The sequence below is a fragment of the Streptomyces sp. NPDC051740 genome (assembly GCF_044453165.1).
GTDB lineage: Bacteria > Actinomycetota > Actinomycetes > Streptomycetales > Streptomycetaceae > Streptomyces > Streptomyces atrovirens.
In genome coordinates this window covers 397,223-418,257 of sequence record NZ_JBITCL010000003.1, presented here as the reverse complement: position 1 = coordinate 418,257, position 21,035 = coordinate 397,223, and the positions used below count along the sequence as shown (strand labels likewise).

Sequence of the window (21,035 nt, the reverse complement as noted above, 5' to 3'; positions counted from 1 at the left end):
GTGCCGCGCGCCGCCATGGACGCTACGGTTCCGGTGGCCGGGAATCGTCACCGCACAGTGGACACTTGCCCGTAGCTCGCTCGGGGGACAGACCGTGTCCTGCGCCAACTCCGGTGCCCTCGAAAGGTGTTCGGGATCACACGCCGGGGAATGAGCCGCGGGCGAGGAGGAAGCCGTATCCACGGGCGACCGGTCGGCCCGGATGCGACGACGAGGGGCCATGACTGCTGGACGGGGTGCTCGCACGGCGCGGGCCGCGGTGTTCGCGGCCGTCTGTGTCGTGCTCGCCGCCCTGGGACACGTCATGATGTCCGGCGACCACGTTCCCCTCCGGGCACTGGCGGCCGGCTGGGCCGTGACCGGTGCCGTGGGCTGGGGGCTCGCGGGGCGTGAGCGCGGACTGCCGCTGGTCACCGCCGTCGCCGTCGCCGCCCAGACGGTTCTGCACTCGGCCTTCTCGCTCGTGGGCTCCTCCGCCGGCCCCGTGGACACGGGAGCGATGCCGCACGGCATGCACACCATGCCCATGCCCACGGGGGCGGGCATGGGCATGGAGGGGCACACGGCGCCCGCCGGCGACTCCTCCGCCGGCATGCTCGCCGCCCACCTGCTGGCCGCACTGCTGTGCGGTCTGTGGCTCGGGTACGGCGAGCGGGCGGTGTTCCGGGTGCTGCGGGCCGTCGGCGGCTGGCTGGCCGCCCCGGCGCGGCCGCTGTTCCTCACACCGGTGCCGCCGCGCCGTCCGTCCCTCCGCGTCCGCCGGCGCCGCCGCTCGGACCGCGCGCCGCGTCTCCTCCTCCTCGTCCACGCGCTCACCTCACGCGGTCCGCCCGCCGGGGCCGCTGCCGCCTGACGGCAGCCGGTGACACCCCGGGCCACCCCTGTGCGCCCCGGGCCCCGGCCGTGTGCCGGTACAGCCCCGTTCCGCGTACCGCCCCGCGGCCGTATCCCCGCCGACCGGGCCGCGCACGCCCGCGGTCCCCGGTTCCTCCGCGAAGGACCTCAGGTGATCACTTCCACCCTGCCCACCCCTGCCGGAAGACCCACCGACGACACGGCGACCGCCTGGGCGCTGGCCGCGCGCGGCGGTGACTCCGACGCCGTCGACCGCTTCGTCCGCGCCCTGCATCGTGACGTCATCCGCTACGTCGCCCGGCTGTGCGCCGACCCGCAGGCGGTGGACGATCTGACCCAGGACACGTTCCTGCGGGCACTCGGCAGCCTGCACCGGTTCGAGGGACGTTCCTCGGCGCGCACCTGGCTGCTGGCCATCGCCCGCCGCGCGGTGGCCGACAGCCACCGGTACACGGCCGTACGGCCCCGGACGGCGGACGTCTCCGACTGGCAGCTGACCGTGGAACGGGCGCAGCCGCGCGGGCTGCCCGGATTCGACGACGGGATCGTGCTGCTCGATCTGCTGGACCGGCTGCCGGACGAGCGGCGCGAGGCGTTCGTCCTCACCCAGTTGCTCGGGCTGCCGTACACGGAGGCTGCGGCCCTCGGCGACTGCCCGGTCGGCACGGTCCGCTCCCGCGTCGCCCGTGCGCGGACGGCCCTCGCCGCCCTCGTCACCGAGGCGGAGGAGGAGGACACGGCCGTACGGAACCCCGGTCTGGACTGAGAATCCAGCGGCTGGACGTGTAGTCCAAGAAAAGAGGACGGGAGGTGTGCTCATGGTGGCCGCGGAGGGCCGGGACGCCGAGCGGGACGCGATCCTCGCCGCGCTGGCGCCGCTCGTCGACGGGATCGCCGCGACGTTCGGGCCGGTCTGCGAGGTGGTGCTGCACGACTACCGCCGCCCGGAGGGATCGGTGGTCGCCGTGGCCGGCTCCGGGACCGGGCGGACGGTGGGCGGGGCGATGAGCGAGATCGGCATGCGGATGCCGGCCCGCGGCGACGAGGCCGCCGACGAGCTCAACTACGTCACCCGGACCGGGAACGGCACCCTCGTGAAGTCCTCCACGATGGTGCTGCGGGACTCCGCCGGGGCGGTGTTCGGCGCCCTGTGCGTCAACGTCGACGTCACCGCCGTCGACCGGGCGCACACCCTGCTCGGCGCCCTCGCCGGTCTCGGCGCCGGTTCCGCCGAACCGCCGACGACCGCCTTCGGTGACGACATCGACTCCGTGGTCGGGGCGATCGTCGACGCCCACCAGCCGCTGCGGCACCGGGGCTGGGCCCGGCTCGACCGCGAGGAACGGCTGCGGCTGTTCCGGGACCTGGACGCCCGCGGAGTCTTCGCCGTGCGGCGGGCGGTCGAGCAGGTCGCCGGCCGGCTCGGCATCTCCCGCGCCTCCGCCTACAGCTACCTCTCCCAGTCCAGGACGACGACCGACCCGACCCCCGCCGGAGGCACCACGTGACGACCACCACCCCGCCGGTCACCCTCGACGACGTCCGTTCCGCCGCCGAGCGCATCGAGGGCGTCGCACACCGCACGCCCGTCCTGCGCTCCCGCACCCTGGACGCGCTCGCCGGCGCCGAGGTGCACCTCAAGTGCGAGAACTTCCAGCGCGTGGGCGCCTTCAAGTTCCGCGGCGCCTACAACGCGGCCTCCCGGCTCACCCCCGGCGAGCTGTCCCGGGGCATCGCCGCCTACTCCTCCGGGAACCACGCCCAGGCCGTCGCCCTGGCGGCCCGGGAGCTGGGCACCACCGCCGTCATCGTCATGCCCGAGGACGCCCCGCCGTCGAAGCGGGCGGCCACCGAGGGGTACGGCGCCGAGATCGTCACCTACGACCGGTACACCGGTGACCGGGTCGCCGTCGCGGAGGCCCTCGCCGCCGAGCGGGGCCTGACCCTCGTCCCGCCCTACGAGCACCCGCACATCATCGCGGGCCAGGGCACGGCGGCCCTCGAACTCGTGGAAGAAGCAGGGGAGTTGGGTGCGCTGCTCGCGCCGGTCGGCGGCGGGGGACTGATCGCCGGGAGTGCCACCGCCGTCAAGGGCCTGCACCCCGCGACCCGGGTGATCGGCGTGGAGCCGGAGGCCGGCGACGACACCAAGAGGTCCCTGGAGGCGGGCCGGCGCGTCAGCGTCCCGGTCCCGCGCACCATCGCCGACGGCCAGGCCCTGCACACCCCCGGCGAACTGACGTTCTCCCTCAACCGACGGCTCCTGGACGGGATCGTGCTGGTCGGCGACGACGAGATCAGGGGCGCGATGCGGTTCGCCTTCGAGCGGCTGAAGATCGTCCTGGAGCCGAGCGGCGCCACCCCGCTCGCCGCACTGCTCACCGGCCGCGCGGGCCCTCTCCCGCCCCGCGTCGGCCTGATCCTGTCCGGCGGCAACATCGACGCCGACCGCTTCGCCCGGCTCTGCGGTCCGGGCGACTGACGCACCGGCTTCACCCGAATGGCGGCCCCGAGTGGACAGGCGGACGATGGAGTGGTGGGGCCCGGCCCCCGCCGGTGCCGTGCGAGGCGGACGGAGACCGGACCCGGCCGTGCAGGGCGACGGTCGGAAGGGAACAGGGTCATGCTCGAGATCAAGACACTGGACAAGCCGGACGAGCGGCGCGACTTCCCCGGGGGACACCTGGAAGCCGTCCACATGACAGGGCTGGACTTCGCCGTGGCCACCTTCGAGCCCGGGTGGCGCTGGTCCGAGTCCGTCGGTCCCATCGCGGGGACGGAGAGCTGCCGAATCCATCACAACGGCTATGTCGTCCAGGGCCGTATGCACATCCGCATGGACGACGGCGCGGAGCAGGAGGTCGGCCCCGGAGACGTCTTCGTCTGCACACCGGGCCACGACGCGTGGGTCGTCGGCGACGACCAGGTCGTGGTGCACGACTTCGCGGGCGGCATGGCCCAGGAGTACGCCAAGGCCGACTAGCCGGCACACCACCCGAGTCGGTCGGGTCCCGCTCCTCCGACCGCGGGAAACGGCCGAGGGCGCCCGCCGCGGCGGACGCCCCTGGTGACCGGGCGGGGTTCACGCGGCCGGCGCGACCGCCCGCACCGCCGGTGTGCGCAGCACGCGCCGGGCCGTGGACAGGCTCGTCCCGAAGGTCGCCGCCGTCGTCACCGACACCATGGCGAGCCATGTACCGAGGAACTGGTCCGGCAGCACCCCGTCGGTGCGGACGACCGTGAACGGCACGACGCCGGCCAGCGCGGCCACCGTGCCGAGGAACACGCCCGTGACCGTGAGGATCGCGCCCTCGGCGCCCACCACGCCGAGCACCTGCCCCGGAGTCGCCCCCGCCAGGCGCTGCTGCCCGAACTCACGGGAGCGGTAGGTCGTCGCCGCGTACAGCGAGTTGACCAGCATGACGCAGACGAAGACCGCGATGATGCCGACGACCGTGAGGTTGAGCGTCTCCAGGTTCTTCGCGTCGACCGACTTCAGCAGACCCGAGGCCGCGACGGCGTCGCTCTCCACCGCCTGCATGGTGACCGTCGCCGTGGACACCGCGGTGAACATGATGAGCGGCACCAGGATCCCGGCGAGCTCACCGGACCGCTGCCGGAGGTTCCGCACGGCCAGCCACCCGCCGGCCCCACTGGGTGTCAGCCGGTCGAGTACGCCCTTCAGCAGCCGCGGCGCCATCAGCGCCAGCCCCACCGAGAGCATGATCGCCCCGTAGGCGGGCGGCGCCATCAGCGCCTCGTCCGTCGCGGAGAACAAGAAGGTGGAACAGACCCCGGCGGCACCGGCGGCCAGCGCCCCGTAGGCCAGGAACCGCCGGGCCCGGGCACGCTCCTTGCCACGCCGCGTCACCCGCCGCACGGCGAGGAACGCGGCGCCCGCGGCGGCCAGCAGCGTGATGTCCACTCCGGAGATCAGCGCGATCGGTCCGAAGGAGTACTCGACCGACCGTGCGACCTGGCCGCCGTCCTGGAACATGTCCAGCAGCGCCCGCCCGCCGAGTATCGCCGGGCCGACCGCCAGTGCCGCGCCCACCAGGGCCACGACCGCCGCCTCACCCACGACCATCCGCTTGACCTGCGCCGGGGTCGCCCCCGAGCAGCGCAGCAGCTCCAGCTCGGCCGCCCGCTGCCGCACGTTCACCGTCAGCGTCGAGGCGACGGCGAAGAACACCAGTAGCGTGCCGTACCCGCCGACCACACCGGCCGCCGTGCCCAGCGTGTCGGAGCTCACCGGGTCCACGCCCGGCTGCCCGGCCGTGTCGTGCATCGAGTTGAACGTCATGATGATCGCCGAGCCCAGGAAGGCGGACAGCAGCGTCGCGAGGAACCGTCCGGGCCGTTGCCGGATCGACCGCAGGGCCAGTACGAACACGGCTCACACCCCCGCCGTCGTGTCGTCGCCCAGGTGCGCCAGCCGCTCGGCCACCGCGTCCGCCGTCGGCGCGTCCAGCCGGCCGGCGAGCCGGCCGTCCGCGAGGAACAGCACGCTGTCGGCGTAGGAGGCGGCGACCGGGTCGTGCGTCACCATCACCACGGTCCGCCCGTGCACCCGCACCGCCTCCTGGAGCAGCCGCAGCACCTCCCGCGCGCTGCGCGTGTCCAGCGCACCGGTCGGCTCGTCCGCGAAGATCACCCGGGGTTCGGTGACCAGCGCACGGGCGATCGCCACCCGCTGCCGCTGACCGCCGGACAGCTGGTCGGGCCGGTGCCCGAGCCGGTCGCCGAGGCCGACGGCGGTGAGGATCTCCCGGGCCCGCCTCCGGTCCACGCGCCTGCCGGCCAGCTTCAGCGGCAGCACCGTGTTCTGCGCGACGGTCAGCGTCTCCAGCAGGTTGTACTGCTGGAAGACGAACCCGATCCGCCCGCGCCGGAACTTCGTCAGCTCCGCCTCGTTGCCGCCCGTCAGCTCGGTCCCGTCGACCCGTACGATCCCGCTGTCCGGCCGGTCCAGACCCGCCGCGCACTGCAGCAGCGTCGACTTGCCCGAGCCGGACGGCCCCATCACCGCGGTGAACGTGCCCCGCGCCAGGCCGAGCGTCACCCCGTCCAGGGCGGTCACGGCACTGTCCGCCGTCCCGTAGGACTTGGTGACCTTGACCAGGCGCAGTGCCTCGGGGGCGGGCCCCGAGTCGTGGTCGCGTCGTGCCCCGTTGCGAAACATCGTCGTCTCCTCCGTCCGGCACGTCCTGTGCCCTGCCGACGACGCTACGGAGGAGACGGCCGCACCGCATGGGGCGCAGAACCCGTATCGGGGGGTGTAGCCAGGACCACCCCTGAGGGGTTCACCCGACCAGCACGACCTCCAGGGTGCGCGGTCCGTGCACGCCCTCCACCCGGTCGAGTTCGATGTCGCTGGTCGCCGAGGGGCCGGAGATCCAGGTGAGCGGGCGGGCCGGGTCGAGGCGTTCGAGGGCCTGGGGGACGGAGGAGACGACCTGGTCCGGGACGCGGACCACACAGATGTGGTGGTCGGGGACGAGGGTGATCCGGCGCCGCCCCTGGTCGGGGGAGCCGTCCAGCACGATCGTGCCCGTCTCCGCGACGGCGACCGCGCAGGCGGTGACCACACTCTCCACCCGGTCGAGTTCGTGGGCCGTGCTCACGGCCCGGTCGTGAACACGGGTGGCGTCGGCGGCCGACAGCCATTCCGGCGGAAGTCCGGGCGGCACGAGCACGGACTGTGAGCCGCGCTCGGCGAGCAGCCGCATGATGAGGTACGGCAGCTCCTCGGAGTCCGTACGGTGCACGACCGCCCGGTAGTCGGCCAGGTTCTCCGCGAGCAGGTCCACCGTCTCCTCGACGGTGCGAGCACCGTGCTCGCGCAGATAGTCACGGGCCACCGCCCGCTCGTACGGGGTGTCGTCCTTCGGCACGTCGGCGAGGGCCCGCCGCATCCGGCCCAGGATCCGTTCCCTGCTGCTCACTTCGCCGCTCCCTTCCCGCCCCGCGTACGCTGCCACCAGTCCCGGAACGGTTCCGCCGGCACCGGCGGCAGGTCCCGGGTCCCGCTCCACGCCCGGCCGGGGCCCGGCAGGGTGCGCGGATGGAGGCGGCGGGTGCGCGAGGCGAGGCGCTGGCCGGTGCGCAGGGCTCCGGGGTGCGCGAACGCCCAGCGGGCGGCGCGCATCGCGGCGCGCTCGGCGGCGTGCCCCTTGGCCGGCTTGAGCACCACCTTGTTGCCGCCCCGGGTCACCTCCCCGCCCTGGGCCACCCGCTCCCGCAGGTGCACCAGCACCTCGGGGATGTCGATGGCGACCGGGCACACCTCGTAGCAGGCCCCGCACAGCGACGAGGCGTACGGCAGGGAGGCGTCGATCTCGCTTCCGGTGCCCCGGAGCTGGGGGCTGAGGATGGCGCCGATGGGGCCCGGGTAGACCGAGCCGTAGGCGTGGCCGCCGGCCCGCTCGTACACCGGGCACACGTTCAGACAGGCCGAGCAGCGGATGCAGCGCAGCGCCTGCCGGCCCACCTCGTCGGCGAGGGTGTCGGTGCGGCCGTTGTCCAGCAGGACCAGGTGGAAGTCGCGCGGCCCGTCCTCGTCGGTGGTGCCGGTCCACGTCGAGGTGTACGGGTTCATCCGCTCGGCGGTCGAGGAGCGCGGCAGGGTCTGCAGGAACACCTCCAGGTCCTGCCAGGTCGGCACGATCTTCTCGATGCCGACGACCGAGATCAGCGTCTCGGGCAGGGTCAGGCACATCCGCCCGTTGCCCTCGGACTCCACCACCACCAGTGTGCCGGTCTCGGCGACCATGAAGTTGGCGCCGGAGACGCCCACCTTGGCGCGCAGGAACTTCTCCCGCAGGTGCAGCCGCGCCGCCTCGGCGAGCGCGGCGGGCGTGTCCGTCAGCCCCTCGGGGGCGGGGCGGCCCCACTCGCTCATCTCGCGGGTGAAGATCTCCCGGATCTCCCCGCGGTTGCGGTGGATCGCCGGCACCAGGATGTGCGAGGGCCGGTCCTTGCCCAACTGCACGATCAGCTCGGCGAGGTCGGTCTCGTAGGCGGCGATGCCCTCCGCCTCCAGGGCCTCGTTGAGCCCGATCTCCTGCGTGGCCATCGACTTGACCTTGACGACCTCCGACTCACCGGTCGCCTTGACCAGTTCGGCGACGATCCGGTTGGCCTCGTCGGCGTCCGTGGCCCAGTGCACGGTGCCGCCCGCCGCCGTCACCGACTCCTCCAGCTGCTCGAGGTAGTGGTCGAGATGACGGAGCGTGTGGTCCTTGATCCGCTTGCCGGCCTCGCGCAGCTCCGCCCAGTCGGACACCTCGGCGACCGCGGCGGCGCGCTTGGCGCGGATGGTGTGCGTGGCGTGCCGCAGGTTGCCCCGCAGCGTCGCGTTGCCGACCGCCTCGTGGGCGGCCTTGGGAAACGCCGGCATCCCGACGAACGTCCCGCTCATACGGCCGGCTCCTCCTCCGTGCTCGCCAGGATCTCCGCGATGTGCACCGGCCGCATACCGGTCCGCAGCCTGGTCATCGTTCCGCCGATGTGCATCAGACAGGAGTTGTCCGCCGCGCACAGCACCTCGGCGCCCGTCGACTCGGCGTTGCGCACCTTGTCGGTGCCCATCGCCGCCGAGACGTCGGAGTTCTTCAGCGCGAAGGTGCCGCCGAAGCCGCAGCACTCCTCGGCGCCCGGCAGCTCGGCCAGCTCCAGCCCCTTCACCGCCCGCAGCAGCCGCAGGGGCCGCTCGCCGAGACCGAGACCGCGCAGCCCGTGACAGGTGGGGTGGTAGGTCACCTTGTGCGGGTAGTACGCCCCGACGTCCGTCACCCCCAGCACGTCCACCAGGAACTCCGTGAGCTCGTACGTCTTCGGCACCACCGGTGCCAGTGTCGCCGCGAGGGTGTCCCCGCGGCCCTCCGCCCGGGCCCGCTCACCCATCCGCGGATACAGCTCCCGCACCATCGCCCCGCACGACCCGGACGGCGTCACGATCGCCTCGTAGTCCTTGAAGACATCGGAGAAATGCCGGGCGAGCGGCTCGGCCTCGTGCCGGTAGCCCGTGTTGTAGTGCGCCTGACCGCAACAGGTCTGCGCCATCGGGAAGTCGACGTCGACGCCCAGCCTGGTCAGGAGTTTCACCACGGCGCGCCCGGTGTCCGGATAGAGCGTGTCGTTGACACAGGTCAGGAACAGTGCGACACGCATCGCGGCTCCTAGTGAATCGATCATCGGGTGAATGCAGGGTAGTGGGGGAGCGGGGGCCCGGGGGAGACCGCGTCAGCCCCGGGCGAGCCGGGCCTGCGCCGCCTGCCACCGCTGCGTACCGCCGCGCGGTTCGTACCGCGTCAGCGACTGGGTGCGGATGAGCAGCCGCCGCATCCCGGCCAGGTCGCCGACCAGGCCGTGGGCACGGGCCTGCACCAGCACGTTGCCCAGCGCCGCCGCCTCCGTCGGCCCGGACACCACCGGCAGTCCGCAGGCGTCGGCGGTCAGCTGGCACAGCAGGGCGTTGCGGGTGCCGCCGCCCACGATGTGCACCACGTCGGCGGACTGCCCGGAGAGCCGCTGCGCGTCCTCGACGGCCTTGCGGTGGGCCAGGGCGAGCGAGTCGAGGATGCACCGGGTGATCTCGGCGGGCGTGGCCGGCACGGGCTGCCCCGAAGCCCGGCAGGCCTCGGCGATCCGTTCCGGCATCCGCCCCGGCGCGAGGAACGCCGCGTCCCCGGCGTCCACCACCGACCGCAGCGCCGGCACCTTGGCAGCGTCGAGCAGCAGCGCGCCCAGATCCGGCTGCCCCCAGGCCCGTACGCACTCCTGGAGCAGCCACAGGCCCATGATGTTGCGCAGGTAGCGGACCGTGCCGTCCAGCCCCAGCTCGTTGGTGAAGTTGGCGGCCCGGCTCTCCTCGGTGAGCACCGGCGTGTCCAGCTCCAGGCCGGCCAGCGACCAGGTACCGGTGCAGATGTACGCGAACCGCTCGCCGTCCGCCGGGACGGCGGCCACCGCGGACGCGGTGTCGTGCGAGCCGACCGCCGTCACCGGGACCGGCCCGGTCAGCCCGGTCTCCTCCAGCACCTCGGGCCGCAGCGTCCCGGCCGCGTCCCCCGGCTGCCGCAGCGGCGCGAACAGCGAGAGGTCGATGCCGAGGCGTTCCGCGACCCCGTGCGCCCAGTCGCGGGTGCGCGGGTCGATCAGCTGGGTGGTCGAGGCGTTGGTCAGCTCCGTGCCCTGCTCACCGGTCAGCCAGTACGTCAACAGATCCGGGATGAGCAACAACCTCCGGGCCTGCGCCAGTTGGGCCGACCCGCGGGCCGCCGTCAACTGGTACAGCGTGTTGAACGGCGCGTACTGCAGACCGGTCGCCGCGTACAGCTCCTCGGCGGGCACGGTCGCCCACACCTTCTCCGCGATCCCGTCGGTACGGCTGTCGCGGTAGTGCACCGGGTTGCCGAGCAGCGCCCCGTCCGTGTCCAGCAGCCCGTAGTCCACGGCCCAGCTGTCGATGCCGACGGAGTCCACCGGGCCGGCCGCCTTCAGCCCGTCCAGCACCCCGGCGTACAGCCCCAGGACGTCCCAGCGCAGCCCCTCGGGCACGCGCACCGGCCGGTTGGGGAAGCGGTGGGCCTCGGTCAGCTCCAGGCTGTCGGGGCCGACGCGGCCGACCATGACGCGCCCGCTGGACGCGCCGAGGTCGACCGCGGCGTAGGACTTCACGGCGCTCATCGCAGGAACGCGGCGGCGACGCCGGCGTCGACCGGGACGTGCAGTCCGGTGGTGTGGGTGAGGTCACCGCCGGTCAGCGCGAACACGGCGTTCGCCACGTGCTCGGGCAGCACCTCGCGCTTGAGGATGGTCCGCTGGGCGTAGAACTCGCCGAGCTTCTCCTCCTCGATGCCGTAGGTCGCCGCGCGCTGGGCGCCCCAGCCGCCCGCGAAGATCCCGGAACCGCGCACCACACCGTCCGGGTTGACGCCGTTGACCCGGATGCCGTGCTCACCCAGCTCGGCGGCGAGCAGGCGCACCTGGTGGGCCTGGTCGGCCTTGGTGGCGGAGTAGGCGATGTTGTTGGGGCCGGCGAACACGGCGTTCTTCGACGCGATGTAGACGATGTCCCCGCCCAGCTCCTGCGCGGTCATCACCCGGGCCGCCTCGCGCGAGACGAGGAAGGAACCGCGGGCCATGATGTCGTGCTGGAGGTCCCAGTCCTTCGCGGACGTCTCGAGGAGCGGCTTGGAGATCGAGATCCCGGCGTTGTTCACCACCAGGTCGACCCCGCCGAAGGCGAGCACGGCGGCCTTGAAGGCAGCGGCGATCTGCTCCTCGGAGGTGACGTCGACGGTCACGGCGACGGCCTTGTCGGACCCGCCTAGCTCCTCGGCGACCTCGGCGGCGTTCTCCCCGTTCAGGTCGGCCACGACGACACACGCGCCCTCGGCCACCAGCCGCTGGGCGATCGCCCTGCCGATCCCGCTGCCGGCGCCGGTGACGAGCGCGACCCGCGTCGCGAGCGGCTTGGGCTTCGGCATCCGCTGGAGCTTGGCCTCCTCCAGCGCCCAGTACTCGATGCGGAACTTCTCCGACTCCTCGATCGGCGCGTACGTGGAGACCGCCTCGGCCCCGCGCATCACGTTGATCGCGTTGATGTAGAACTCGCCGGCCACGCGCGCGGTCTGCTTGTCCTTGCCGAAGCTGAACATGCCCACACCCGGAACCAGCACGATCGCCGGGTCGGCCCCGCGCATCGCGGGGGAGTCGGGCTGAGCATGGCGCTCGTAGTAGGCGGCGTACTCCTCGCGGTAGGCCGCGTGCAGCTCCTTCAGCCGGGCGACCGCCTCGTCCAGCGGGGCGGACGGCGGCAGGTCCAGGACCAGCGGCCGGACCTTGGTGCGCAGGAAGTGGTCCGGGCAGGAGGTGCCCAGCGCGGCCAGCCGCGGGTGCTCGGCGCGGGCCAGGAAGTCCAGTACGGCGTCGGAGTCGTCGAAGTGCCCGACCTGCGGCCGGTCCTGCGAGGCGACGGCCCGGACGTACGGCGCCAGTGCGGCGGCCCGCTCCCGCCGCTCCTCCTCGGACAGCGCCTCGTACCCCTCGATCACCGGTCCGAACGGCTCCGGCCGGCCGCGCTCGGCGAGGAACTCCTCGGCGGTGCGGATGATGTGCAGCGAGTTCCGCTCGCACTCCTCGGAGGTGTCACCCCACGCGGTGATGCCGTGCCCGCCGAGCACGCAGCCGATGGCCTGCGGGTTGGCCTCCTTCACGGCGGCGATGTCCAGCCCGAGCTGGAAGCCGGGCCGCCGCCACGGCACCCACACCACGGTGTCGCCGAAGCACTCGGCGGTCAGCTTCTCCCCGTCGGCCGCGCAGGCGAGCGCGATCCCGGAGTCGGGGTGGAGGTGGTCGACGTGCGCGGCGCCGACGAGCCCGTGCATCGCGGTGTCGATCGAGGGCGCCGCACCCCCCTTGCCGTGCAGGCAGTAGTCGAACGCGGCGACCATCTCGTCCTCGCGCTCGACCCCCGGGTACACGTCGGTGAGCGCCCGCAGCCGGTCCAGCCGCAGCGCGGCCAGTCCCGCCTCGGTGAGCGTCCCGAGGTCACCTCCGGACCCCTTGACCCACATCAGCTCGACGTCACCCCCGGTGACGGGGTCGGTCTCGGTGCCCTTGGCGGAGGTGTTGCCACCGGCGTAGTTGGTGTTACGGGGATCGGCGCCGAGCCGGTGCGAACGAGCGAGGAGGGCGGCGGCTTCGGGATTGGTTGCCATGAACGTCCAGTCCTTACGTGAAAGAGGGTGAGTGCATTTGCTTGGGGGCGCGGGGCGGTGTCGGACACGCGGCTACCGCCGCGCGGGCGCGATCAACCACGGCCGACCCGCAGCCCGCGCCGAACAGCACAGGGCAGACGCTCACGCCCCCCAACCGGCCTGCTCCCCACCGACCCGCTCGGCAACGATCTTCTCGCCCCACCCGGACGCCTTGTACGCCTTGAGCGGTTCGGGGTCCAACCCCATCTCCTCCCGCACCTCACGGAGCAGCGGACGCACGTCCGTGTTGTACGCGTCCATCAGCACGGCGTTGGCCTCGAGCACATCCCCGGACCGCTGGGCATCGTCCAACGCCGACCGGTCGACGAGCAGAGCCTTGGCCGTGGCCTCCTGGACGTTCATGACGGAACGGATGATCGCCGGGATCTTCGCCTCGATGTTGTGGCACTGATCCAGCATGAACGCCACCTCGGGAGTGAACCCACCCCCCCGGATCACCTCGTACATGATCCGGAACAGCTGGAACGGGTCGGCCGCGCCGACCATCAGGTCGTCGTCCGCGTAGAACCGCGAGTTGAAGTCGAACGCGCCGAGCTTCCCCTCCCGCAGCAGCGTCGCCACGATGAACTCGATGTTGGTCCCCGGAGCGTGGTGACCGGTGTCGACGACGACCTGCGCCTTCGGCCCCAGCTTCAGGCAGTGCGCGTAGGCGGTGCCCCAGTCCGGCACGTCCGTCGTGTAGAACGCCGGCTCGAAGAACTTGTACTCCAGCAGCATCCGCTGGTCGTCCCCGAGCCGCTCGTACACCTCGGTGAGCCCCTCGGCGAGCCGGTCCTGGCGGGCGCGGATGTCGTCCTGCCCGGGGTAGTTCGTCCCGTCGGCGAACCAGAGCTTCAGGTCCTTGGAGCCGGTCGCGTCCATGATGTCGACGCACTCCAGCAGATGGTCGACGGCCTTCCTGCGCACCGCCGCGTCGGGGGCGCAGACGCTGCCGAGCCTGTAGTCGTCGTCCTGGAAGGTGTTGGAGTTGATCGCGCCGAGCCTCACCCCGCGGTCCTCGGCGTGCTTGGCCAGCGCCGCGTAGTCCTCGACCTTGTCCCACGGGATGTGCAGCGCCACGGTCGGCGCGACACCCGTGAACGCGTGCACCTGGGCCGCGTCGTCCAGCTTCTCCTGCGGGGTGCGGGGAACGCCCTGTTGCGCGAACACCTTGAACCGGGTCCCCGAGTTCCCGTACGCCCAGGACGGCGTCTCCACGGCCTGTGTCTTGAGAGCGGCTTTCACCGCGGCGAGCTCGGTCACGTCAGGGCTCCTGTGACATCGGGTCTTAACGACCACCGAATGAAACGATTCAGAAGGGGAAGCTATGGGTCTCCCGGAGGGGTGTCAACCCCTCCGGCGAAGACCGTCCTCCGTGACCAGGCTGAGACCTGAAGCTGTCGAAAGTTTTTCGACCGGGACCCATTGACGTGACATGCGTCTCGCGCCTAACGTCCCGGCAACCCAGTTGAAACCTTTCACGACGTCGCGAGGGCCTCCCACCGGCGTCGTCGAGGAGCCCTCATGACCCACCCGTCCGACACGGGTCCGGCCCCGGTTCTCGCGCTGAAGGACATCTCCAAGTCCTTCGGCGCGGTCCGCGCCCTGCGGGACGTCTCCCTGGAGCTGTCGCCCGGGGAGGTGCACGCCCTCGCCGGCGAGAACGGAGCCGGCAAGTCGACTCTCATCAAGACGCTCGCCGGAGTGCACCGTCCGGACACCGGCCAGGTGCTGCTCGACGGTGCCCCCGTCGTCTTCCACGGCCCCGGTGACGCCCGCGACGCCGGCATCGCCGTGATCTACCAGGAGCCCACGCTCTTCCCCGACCTGTCGATCGCCGAGAACATCTTCATGGGCCGGCAGCCCCGCCGGGCCCTCGGCCGGATCGACCACCGGGCCACCCACGACGCGACCGCCGCCCTGATGAAGCGGCTCGGTGTCGACCTCGACCCGGACCGCCCGGCCCGCGGTCTGTCCATCGCCGACCAGCAGATCGTCGAGATCGCCAAGGCGCTCTCCTTCGACGCCCGCGTCCTGATCATGGACGAGCCCACCGCCGCCCTCACCGGCAGCGAGGTCGCCCGCCTCTTCGGCGTCGTGCGCACCCTGCGCGAACAGGGCGCCGCGGTGCTGTTCATCTCCCACCGCCTGGAGGAGATCTTCGAGATCTGCCAGCGGGTGACCACGCTCCGCGACGGCGCCTGGATCTCCAGCGAGCCGCTGGACGGCATGACCGAGGACGACCTGGTCCGCCGCATGGTCGGCCGCGACCTCGAGGAGCTCTACCCCAAGCAGGACGTGACACCGGGCGAGATCGCCCTGAGCGTGCGCCGGCTGACCCGCGAGGGCGTCTTCACCGACGTCTCCTTCGACGTGCGGCGCGGTGAGATCGTCGGCCTGGCCGGACTCGTCGGCGCCGGGCGCACCGAGGTGGCCCGCGCCGTGTTCGGCGTCGACCGCTGGGACGCCGGCGAGGTCGAGGTCGACGGGCGCGGGCTCACCAACGGCGCCCCGTCCACGGCCATGGCCGCGGGCCTCGCCCTGGTCCCCGAGGACCGGCGCGCCCAGGGCCTGGTGATGGACATGTCCATCGAGCGCAACATCGGCCTCACCGGACTCCGTACGACCGTGCGGGCCGGCCTGATGGACCGGGGCGCCGAACGCAGCCGCTCCCTCGACTGGGCCGTCAAGCTCCAGGTCAAGTACGCCCGGATCGCCGACACGGTGAACACCCTGTCCGGCGGCAACCAGCAGAAGGTCGTCCTCGCCAAGTGGCTCGCCACCGGGCCGAAGGTGCTGATCGTGGACGAGCCCACGCGCGGCATCGACGTCGGCACCAAGGCCGAGGTGCACCGCCTGCTGTCCCAGCTCGCCGCCGACGGCGTCGCCGTCCTGATGATCTCCTCCGACCTGCCCGAGATCCTCGGCATGGCCGACCGCGTGCTGGTGATGCACGAGGGCCGGCTCACCGCCGAGATCCCCCGCACCGACGCCACCGAGGAAACCGTGATGGCCGCAGCCACGGGGAGGGCCGCCGCATGACGGTCGCCGCTCCCGAAGAAGCCCCCGTCGCCGAGGTGCCCAAGACCGGTGCCACCCGGCTGGTGGACCGCGTCTTCAAGATGCGCGAACTCGCCATCCTCTTCGTCTTCCTGGTGATGATCGCCGTCACCCAGGCCGGCAACAGCGAGTTCCTGTCCGAACAGGGCATCAAGGACCTGCTGCTGAACGCGACCATCCTGGTCCTGGTCGCCACCGGCCAGTCCCTGGTCGTCATCACCCGCAACGTCGACCTGTCCGTCGGCTCCACCCTCGGCATCAGCGCCTTCGCCGCCGGAATCCACCTCCAGGACGGCGGGAACCCGGTCGTCGCCATCGCCCTCGCCGTCCTGCTCGGCATCGGCTTCGGACTGCTCAACGGCCTGCTCGTCAGCCTCGGCCAGGTGCCCGCGCTCGTGGTCACCCTCGGCACGATGTACATCATCCGCGGCATCGACTCCATCTGGGTCGGCTCCCGCCAGATCACCGCCGCCGACCTCCCCGGCGGGTTCGTCGACTTCGGCTCGGGCGGCATCTCGGCGGTGCCGTACCTGGCGCTCATCGCCCTCGCGGTGCTGGCGGCGACGGCCTACTACCTCAAGCACTTCGGCGGCGGACGCGAGCTGTACGCGCTCGGCTCCAACCCCGAGGCCGCCCGGCTCGCCGGCATCCCCGTACGCAAGCGGATCCTCGCCGCGTACACCTTCTGCGGCGCCCTCGCCGGCCTCGCCGGCGCCCTGTACCTGGCCCGGTTCGGCAACGTCGACTCCGGCACCGGCAACGGCTACGAACTCACCGTCGTCAGCGCGGTCGTGGTCGGCGGCGTGGTCTTCACCGGCGGCTCCGGCAGCGTCTACGGCGCGGCGCTCGGCGCACTGCTGCTGACCTCCATCAACAGTGTGCTGCCCGCCCTCGGCGTCAGCTCCGTGTGGGTGCTCGCCATCAACGGCATCCTGCTCATCCTCGCCATCGCGGTCGACCGGATCGTCGCGCTGCGCGTGGCCTTGGCCCTGAAGAAGAGGAACGCCCGCCATGCCTGAGTCCCTCACGCGCGCGGTCCGCTGGGACACGGTCGTCGGTGCCCTGCTCGTCGTGGTCCTGCTGCTGTCCTTCACCACCGTCGACGGCTTCGGCAACGCGCTCAACCTGTCGTTCCTCATCGGCAACACCCTGCCGATCGCGCTGATCGCCCTGCCCATGACACTGCTCGTGGTCTCCGGCGAGATCGACCTGTCCGTGGCCTCCACGGCCGGCCTGTCCGGCGCGGTGATGGGCGCCCTGTGGAACCAGGGCATGACCATCGAGACGATCATCCCGATCTGCCTCGTCATCGGTGTCGTCTGCGGCCTGGTCAACGGCCTGCTGGTGACCCGCCTCGGGCTGCCGTCCCTCGCCGTCACCATCGGTACGCTGGCCGCCTACCGGGGCATCGCGCAGATCGTGCTCGGCTCCGACGCGGTGACCGACTTCCCCACCCAGTACCTGGACTTCGCCGCCGGACGCATCGGCGACACGTTCGTCCCGTACGCCCTCCTGCCCTTCCTGGTGCTGCTCGCCATCGCCGTCGTCGCCCTGCACGCCACCCCGTTCGGCCGGTCGCTGTTCGCGATCGGCGCGAGCGAGGAGGCGGCCCGGTTCGCCGGCATCCGCGTCAGGCGGCAGAAGCTGATCCTGTTCACCCTGACCGGTCTGATGGCCTCCCTCACCGGCGTCTTCTGGGCGCTCCACTACGCCAGCGCCCGCTACGACAACGCCACCGGCCTCGAACTCTCCGTCGTGGCGGCCGTACTGCTCGGCGGCATCGACTTCGACGGCGGCAAGGGGACGCTCGGCGGCGCGATCGCCGGCGTGTTCCTGCTCGGCGCGCTGCAGAACGTGATGAGCCTGCAGGACGTGTCCGCGCAGTCCCAGATCGTCGTCACCGGTGTGCTGCTGGTGCTGTCCGTGCTCGGACCCCGCGTCGCACGGCAGGTCGCCGTCGCGCGGGCCGGACGCCGGGCGGCCATGTCACCACTGGTCCCCAAGGCCCCCACTGCCACCCCCTGAACCCCTCTCGTCCGCTAAGGAACCCACCATGCGCAAGGCATCCATCCGCCGTACCTGCGCGGCCCTCGCCGCCGTCACCTCGCTCGCCCTGGCCGCCACGGCCTGCGGCGGCACCACCAAGGAGGACGTGAAGAACGAGGGCGGCGGCGCGGCGGCCCCGGCCGGCAAGGCCGACCCCAACGCGGCCACCAAGAAGGGTCTGACCGTCGGCTTCCTGCCCAAGCAGGTCAACAACCCCTACTTCACCACCGCCGACAAGGGCGGCGAGAAGGCCGTCAAGGAGCTGGGCTCCACCTACAAGGAGGTCGGCCCCTCCAGCGCCACCGACACCGCCGGACAGGTCTCCTACGTCAACACCCTGACCCAGCAGCAGGTCGACGCCATGGCCGTCTCCGCGCAGGACCCCGGTGCCCTGTGCACCGCGCTCAAGCAGGCCATGAAGAACGGCATCAAGGTCGTCACCTACGACTCCGACACCACCGCCGACTGCCGCAACGCCTTCGTCTCGCAGGCCAGCGGCGAGGACCTGGGCCGCACCGAGGTGCAGCTGCTCGCCGAGCAGATCGACTACAAGGGCGAGATCGCGATCCTGTCCGCCGCGCAGACCGCGACCAACCAGAACGCCTGGATCGAGTTCATGAAGGACGAGCTCAAGGACCCCAAGTACAAGGACATCAAGCTGGTCAAGGTCGCCTACGGCAACGACGACGCCCAGCAGTCCTTCCAGCAGACCCAGGGCCTGCTCCAGGAGTACCCGAACCTCAAGGGGATCATCTCCCCGACCACCGTCGGCATCAAGGCCGCCGCCCAGTACCTGTCCGGCTCCAAGTACAAGGGCAAGGTCAAGCTGACCGGCCTCGGCACCCCCAACGACATGCGCAAGTACGTCAAGAACGGCACCGTCGAGGCGTTCGAGCTCTGGGACCCGGCCAAGCTCGGCGAGCTGGCCGCCCGCACCGCCGTCGCCCTGTCCTCCGGCCAGATCACCGGCAAGGAGGGCGAGACCTTCAAGGCCGGCGCGATGGGCGAGTACACCATCGGCAAGGACGGCGTGATCAGCCTCGGCAAGCCCACCGTCTTCAACGCCGAGAACATCGACCAGTTCGACTTCTGATCCCCACCTCCCCTGAAGGAGCGGTACTTCATGCAACGCGTCTGTTTCCTGCTCAAGGTCCGACAGGACCGGATCGCCGAGTACCGCGAACGCCATGCCGCCGTGTGGCCCGAGATGTGCGAGGCGCTCTCGGCCACCGGCTGGCACAACTACTCCCTCTTCCTGCGTGACGACGGCCTCCTCGTCGGCTACCTGGAGACCGAGGACTTCGAGGCGGCCAGGGCCGGCATGGAGGCCACCGAGGTCAACGCCCGCTGGCAGGCCGAGATGTCCCCCTTCTTCGAGTCCCTCGACGGCTCCCGGCCGGACGAGGCGATGAAACCGCTGACCGAGGTCTTCCACCTCGCCTGACGACGGAGCCCGAGATGAGACGACGCACCCTTCTGGCCGGCGCACTCCTCGGCACCGCGGCGGCCCCCGCCCTCGCCGCCGGCACCGCACGGGCCGCCGCGCCCGGGCCGTCGGTCACCCGCGCCGGCAGCACCACGCTCGACAGCCGGGCGATCTACTTCGTGTCCTACGACGGCCTGGTCAACAACAACTCCTTCCAGAAGAACGGCCTGCTCACCCACGAGGGCCACCAGTACGCGGCCTGGTACACCGCCGACCGGGGCGCCGTCGTCGGCCGCCGCGCCCTCGGCGCGAGCACCTGGGAGACCGTGCGGGTCGGCCACTTTCTGCGCTACGACGACTCCCACAACGTCATCTCCATGGGCGTCTCGAGGACCGACGGCCGGCTGCACCTCACCATGGACTCCCACAGCGACGGCTTCACCTACGTGAAGTCCGTCGCCGGGCTCCTGGACGACCCCACCGGGCTGAGCTGGACCGCGAGCCGCTTCGGCGCCCCGCAGTCCACGCTCGACGGCCTCGCCCTCACCCCGCAGTTCACCTACCCGCAGTTCGTCGCCACCCCCGAGGGCCGGCTCCAGCTCAGCTACCGGGCCGGTGTCTCCGGCAACGGCCGCAACGCCCTCGCCGAGTACGACGGCACCCGGTGGACCGCGCTGGGGGAGTGGTCCGCCTCCACCGGCACCTACAGCAGCGAGCACGGCTCCTCCACCGCCCGCAACATGTATCTGCACGGCATCGACTACGACCGCGGCGGCCGCCTGCACTCCTTCTTCACCTGGCGCGAGCAGAACGGCGCCGTGATGTGCGGCGGCGGCGGCATCACCAACCACGACACCGGCTACGTCTACTCCGACGACCGCGGCCGTACCTGGCGCAACGACGCGGGCACCGTCGTCGGCAGGACCGGGGGCTCCGACCGGGTCTCCGTCGCCGACGCCGGGCTGGTCGTCGACCCGCTGAACCCGGACCACTCCCTGATGAACCAGGAGAGCCAGTCCACCGACTCCGCCGGCCGGCCGCACGCGATCATCTCCTACGTCCCCGGCCGCTTCGGCCAGTGCACCACGGACTACGTCGCCGACCGCACGGCGAACGGCCGCGCCTTCCACGTCCGCCGCACCGCCGGCGGCTGGCGGAAGACCGAGATCCCCGTCCCGCTGAACTCCAGCCAGCGCACCAAACTGGTCCTGGACCGGTACGACAACGCCTACGCCGTGTTCCCCTACGGCCGTGTCGCCGCCGCCTCCGCGGCCTCCGGGCACACCGACTGGAAGCTGCTGTACGACGGCGCCGGACTGAACGCCTTCGGCGAGGTGGTCATCGACGAGACCCGCGTCGCCCAGGACGGGGTGCTGTCGGTCATGTACCAGGAGAAGTCCACCGGTACGACACCCTCACCCCTGCACGTCGTCGACTTCCGCCTGCCCACCTGACCGTGTCCGCTCCGGGACGGCGCTGCCGGTAGTGTGATGGCCCGCCGCGCCGCCCCTCTCCCTGGAGGTCCCTGCCCGATGGCCCAGTCGGTGGGTATCAAGGACGTCGCCCGCGTCGCCGGAGTATCCGTCGGCACGGTCTCCAACGTGATCAACCGCCCGGACACGGTCGCCGCCGAGACCCGGGCCCGGGTGCTGTCCGCCATAGACCGGCTCGGCTACGTGCGCAGCGAGTCCGCCCGTCAGCTGCGCGCCGGCCGCAGCCGCATCATGGGCCTGCTCGTCCTCGACATGGGCAACCCGTTCTTCGTCGACGTGGGGGGGGGGGGCGGGCGGGGGCGGGCGGGGGGGCCGGGGGGGGGGGGGGGGGGGGGGGGGCCCCCCCCCCCCCCCGCCGGGGGCGGCGGGGGGGGCGGGCGGGGGCGCGAG

General features: G+C 72.0%; 19 protein-coding genes and 1 pseudogene. 12 read left to right on the top strand and 8 right to left on the bottom strand.

Features of this window, described 5'->3' with window-relative positions; translation table 11 throughout:
• Positions 1 to 220: 220 nt before the first annotated feature.
• From ACIA6T_RS07635 to ACIA6T_RS07615, 5 genes are all read left to right on the top strand, one after another.
• Positions 221 to 853: a hypothetical protein gene (locus ACIA6T_RS07635; RefSeq protein WP_399445619.1), complete on the top strand. Its 633-nt coding sequence runs from the start codon at positions 221 to 223 to the stop codon at positions 851 to 853.
• Positions 854 to 1,006: 153 nt separating this feature from the next.
• Positions 1,007 to 1,621, top strand: a complete 615-nt coding sequence (locus ACIA6T_RS07630; protein ID WP_399445618.1) for a sigma-70 family RNA polymerase sigma factor — start codon at positions 1,007 to 1,009, stop codon at positions 1,619 to 1,621.
• 52 nt (positions 1,622 to 1,673) lie between these two features.
• Positions 1,674 to 2,363, top strand: coding sequence for a transcriptional regulator (locus ACIA6T_RS07625; protein ID WP_399445617.1), 690 nt, complete (start codon positions 1,674 to 1,676; stop codon positions 2,361 to 2,363).
• On the top strand, positions 2,360 to 3,337 hold the full coding sequence (locus ACIA6T_RS07620) for a threonine/serine dehydratase (RefSeq protein ID WP_399445616.1): 978 nt from the start codon (positions 2,360 to 2,362) through the stop codon (positions 3,335 to 3,337). Before ACIA6T_RS07625 ends, ACIA6T_RS07620 begins: the two co-directional genes overlap by 4 nt.
• Before the next feature lie 141 nt (positions 3,338 to 3,478).
• Positions 3,479 to 3,838: a cupin domain-containing protein gene (locus ACIA6T_RS07615; protein WP_399445615.1), complete on the top strand. Its 360-nt coding sequence runs from the start codon at positions 3,479 to 3,481 to the stop codon at positions 3,836 to 3,838.
• A 99-nt stretch (positions 3,839 to 3,937) separates the two neighbouring features.
• Here the strand turns inward: ACIA6T_RS07615 and ACIA6T_RS07610 are convergent, their stop codons facing one another.
• The 8 genes from ACIA6T_RS07610 to rhaI form a co-directional block, all read right to left on the bottom strand.
• Complete coding sequence (locus ACIA6T_RS07610; protein WP_399445614.1) at positions 3,938 to 5,248, bottom strand: FtsX-like permease family protein; 1,311 nt, start codon at positions 5,246 to 5,248, stop codon at positions 3,938 to 3,940.
• Between the two features lie 3 nt (positions 5,249 to 5,251).
• Positions 5,252 to 6,037, bottom strand: coding sequence for an ABC transporter ATP-binding protein (locus ACIA6T_RS07605; protein ID WP_399445613.1), 786 nt, complete (start codon positions 6,035 to 6,037; stop codon positions 5,252 to 5,254).
• A 121-nt stretch (positions 6,038 to 6,158) separates the two neighbouring features.
• A complete protein-coding gene (locus ACIA6T_RS07600; RefSeq protein WP_399445612.1) occupies positions 6,159 to 6,800 on the bottom strand; it encodes a lactate utilization protein C in 642 nt (213 codons plus the stop codon).
• A complete protein-coding gene (locus ACIA6T_RS07595) occupies positions 6,797 to 8,275 on the bottom strand; it encodes a LutB/LldF family L-lactate oxidation iron-sulfur protein (RefSeq protein WP_399445611.1) in 1,479 nt (492 codons plus the stop codon). The genes ACIA6T_RS07600 and ACIA6T_RS07595 overlap by 4 nt, the downstream gene beginning before the upstream one ends.
• On the bottom strand, positions 8,272 to 9,027 hold the full coding sequence (locus ACIA6T_RS07590) for a (Fe-S)-binding protein (protein WP_030863912.1): 756 nt from the start codon (positions 9,025 to 9,027) through the stop codon (positions 8,272 to 8,274). The genes ACIA6T_RS07595 and ACIA6T_RS07590 overlap by 4 nt, the downstream gene beginning before the upstream one ends.
• A gap of 72 nt (positions 9,028 to 9,099) precedes the next feature.
• Positions 9,100 to 10,545 carry a rhamnulokinase family protein gene (locus ACIA6T_RS07585; protein WP_399445610.1) on the bottom strand — a complete coding sequence of 482 codons (1,446 nt, stop codon included), beginning with the start codon at positions 10,543 to 10,545 and terminating at the stop codon, positions 9,100 to 9,102.
• The gene (locus ACIA6T_RS07580; protein WP_399445609.1) at positions 10,542 to 12,581 is read right to left on the bottom strand and encodes a bifunctional aldolase/short-chain dehydrogenase; all 2,040 of its coding nucleotides are present in this window, start codon (positions 12,579 to 12,581) and stop codon (positions 10,542 to 10,544) included. Before ACIA6T_RS07580 ends, ACIA6T_RS07585 begins: the two co-directional genes overlap by 4 nt.
• Before the next feature lie 141 nt (positions 12,582 to 12,722).
• Complete coding sequence (gene rhaI, locus ACIA6T_RS07575; RefSeq protein WP_399445608.1) at positions 12,723 to 13,883, bottom strand: L-rhamnose isomerase; 1,161 nt, start codon at positions 13,881 to 13,883, stop codon at positions 12,723 to 12,725.
• Between the two features lie 261 nt (positions 13,884 to 14,144).
• On the opposite strand from rhaI, the gene ACIA6T_RS07570 reads away from it, so the two are divergent.
• From ACIA6T_RS07570 to ACIA6T_RS07540, 7 genes and pseudogenes are all read left to right on the top strand, one after another.
• Positions 14,145 to 15,662, top strand: coding sequence for a sugar ABC transporter ATP-binding protein (locus tag ACIA6T_RS07570; RefSeq protein ID WP_399445607.1), 1,518 nt, complete (start codon positions 14,145 to 14,147; stop codon positions 15,660 to 15,662).
• A complete protein-coding gene (locus ACIA6T_RS07565) occupies positions 15,659 to 16,699 on the top strand; it encodes an ABC transporter permease (RefSeq protein ID WP_399445606.1) in 1,041 nt (346 codons plus the stop codon). The genes ACIA6T_RS07570 and ACIA6T_RS07565 overlap by 4 nt, the downstream gene beginning before the upstream one ends.
• A complete protein-coding gene (locus tag ACIA6T_RS07560; protein WP_399445605.1) occupies positions 16,692 to 17,705 on the top strand; it encodes an ABC transporter permease in 1,014 nt (337 codons plus the stop codon). Before ACIA6T_RS07565 ends, ACIA6T_RS07560 begins: the two co-directional genes overlap by 8 nt.
• 28 nt (positions 17,706 to 17,733) lie before the next feature.
• Complete coding sequence (gene rhaS, locus ACIA6T_RS07555; protein ID WP_399445604.1) at positions 17,734 to 18,819, top strand: rhamnose ABC transporter substrate-binding protein; 1,086 nt, start codon at positions 17,734 to 17,736, stop codon at positions 18,817 to 18,819.
• A gap of 30 nt (positions 18,820 to 18,849) precedes the next feature.
• Positions 18,850 to 19,170 carry an L-rhamnose mutarotase gene (locus ACIA6T_RS07550; protein ID WP_399445603.1) on the top strand — a complete coding sequence of 107 codons (321 nt, stop codon included), beginning with the start codon at positions 18,850 to 18,852 and terminating at the stop codon, positions 19,168 to 19,170.
• 14 nt (positions 19,171 to 19,184) lie between these two features.
• Positions 19,185 to 20,606 carry a BNR repeat-containing protein gene (locus ACIA6T_RS07545; RefSeq protein ID WP_399445602.1) on the top strand — a complete coding sequence of 474 codons (1,422 nt, stop codon included), beginning with the start codon at positions 19,185 to 19,187 and terminating at the stop codon, positions 20,604 to 20,606.
• A gap of 78 nt (positions 20,607 to 20,684) precedes the next feature.
• Positions 20,685 to 20,952, top strand: a pseudogene (locus tag ACIA6T_RS07540) (LacI family DNA-binding transcriptional regulator); the annotation flags it as partial.
• Positions 20,953 to 21,035: the final 83 nt, after the last annotated feature.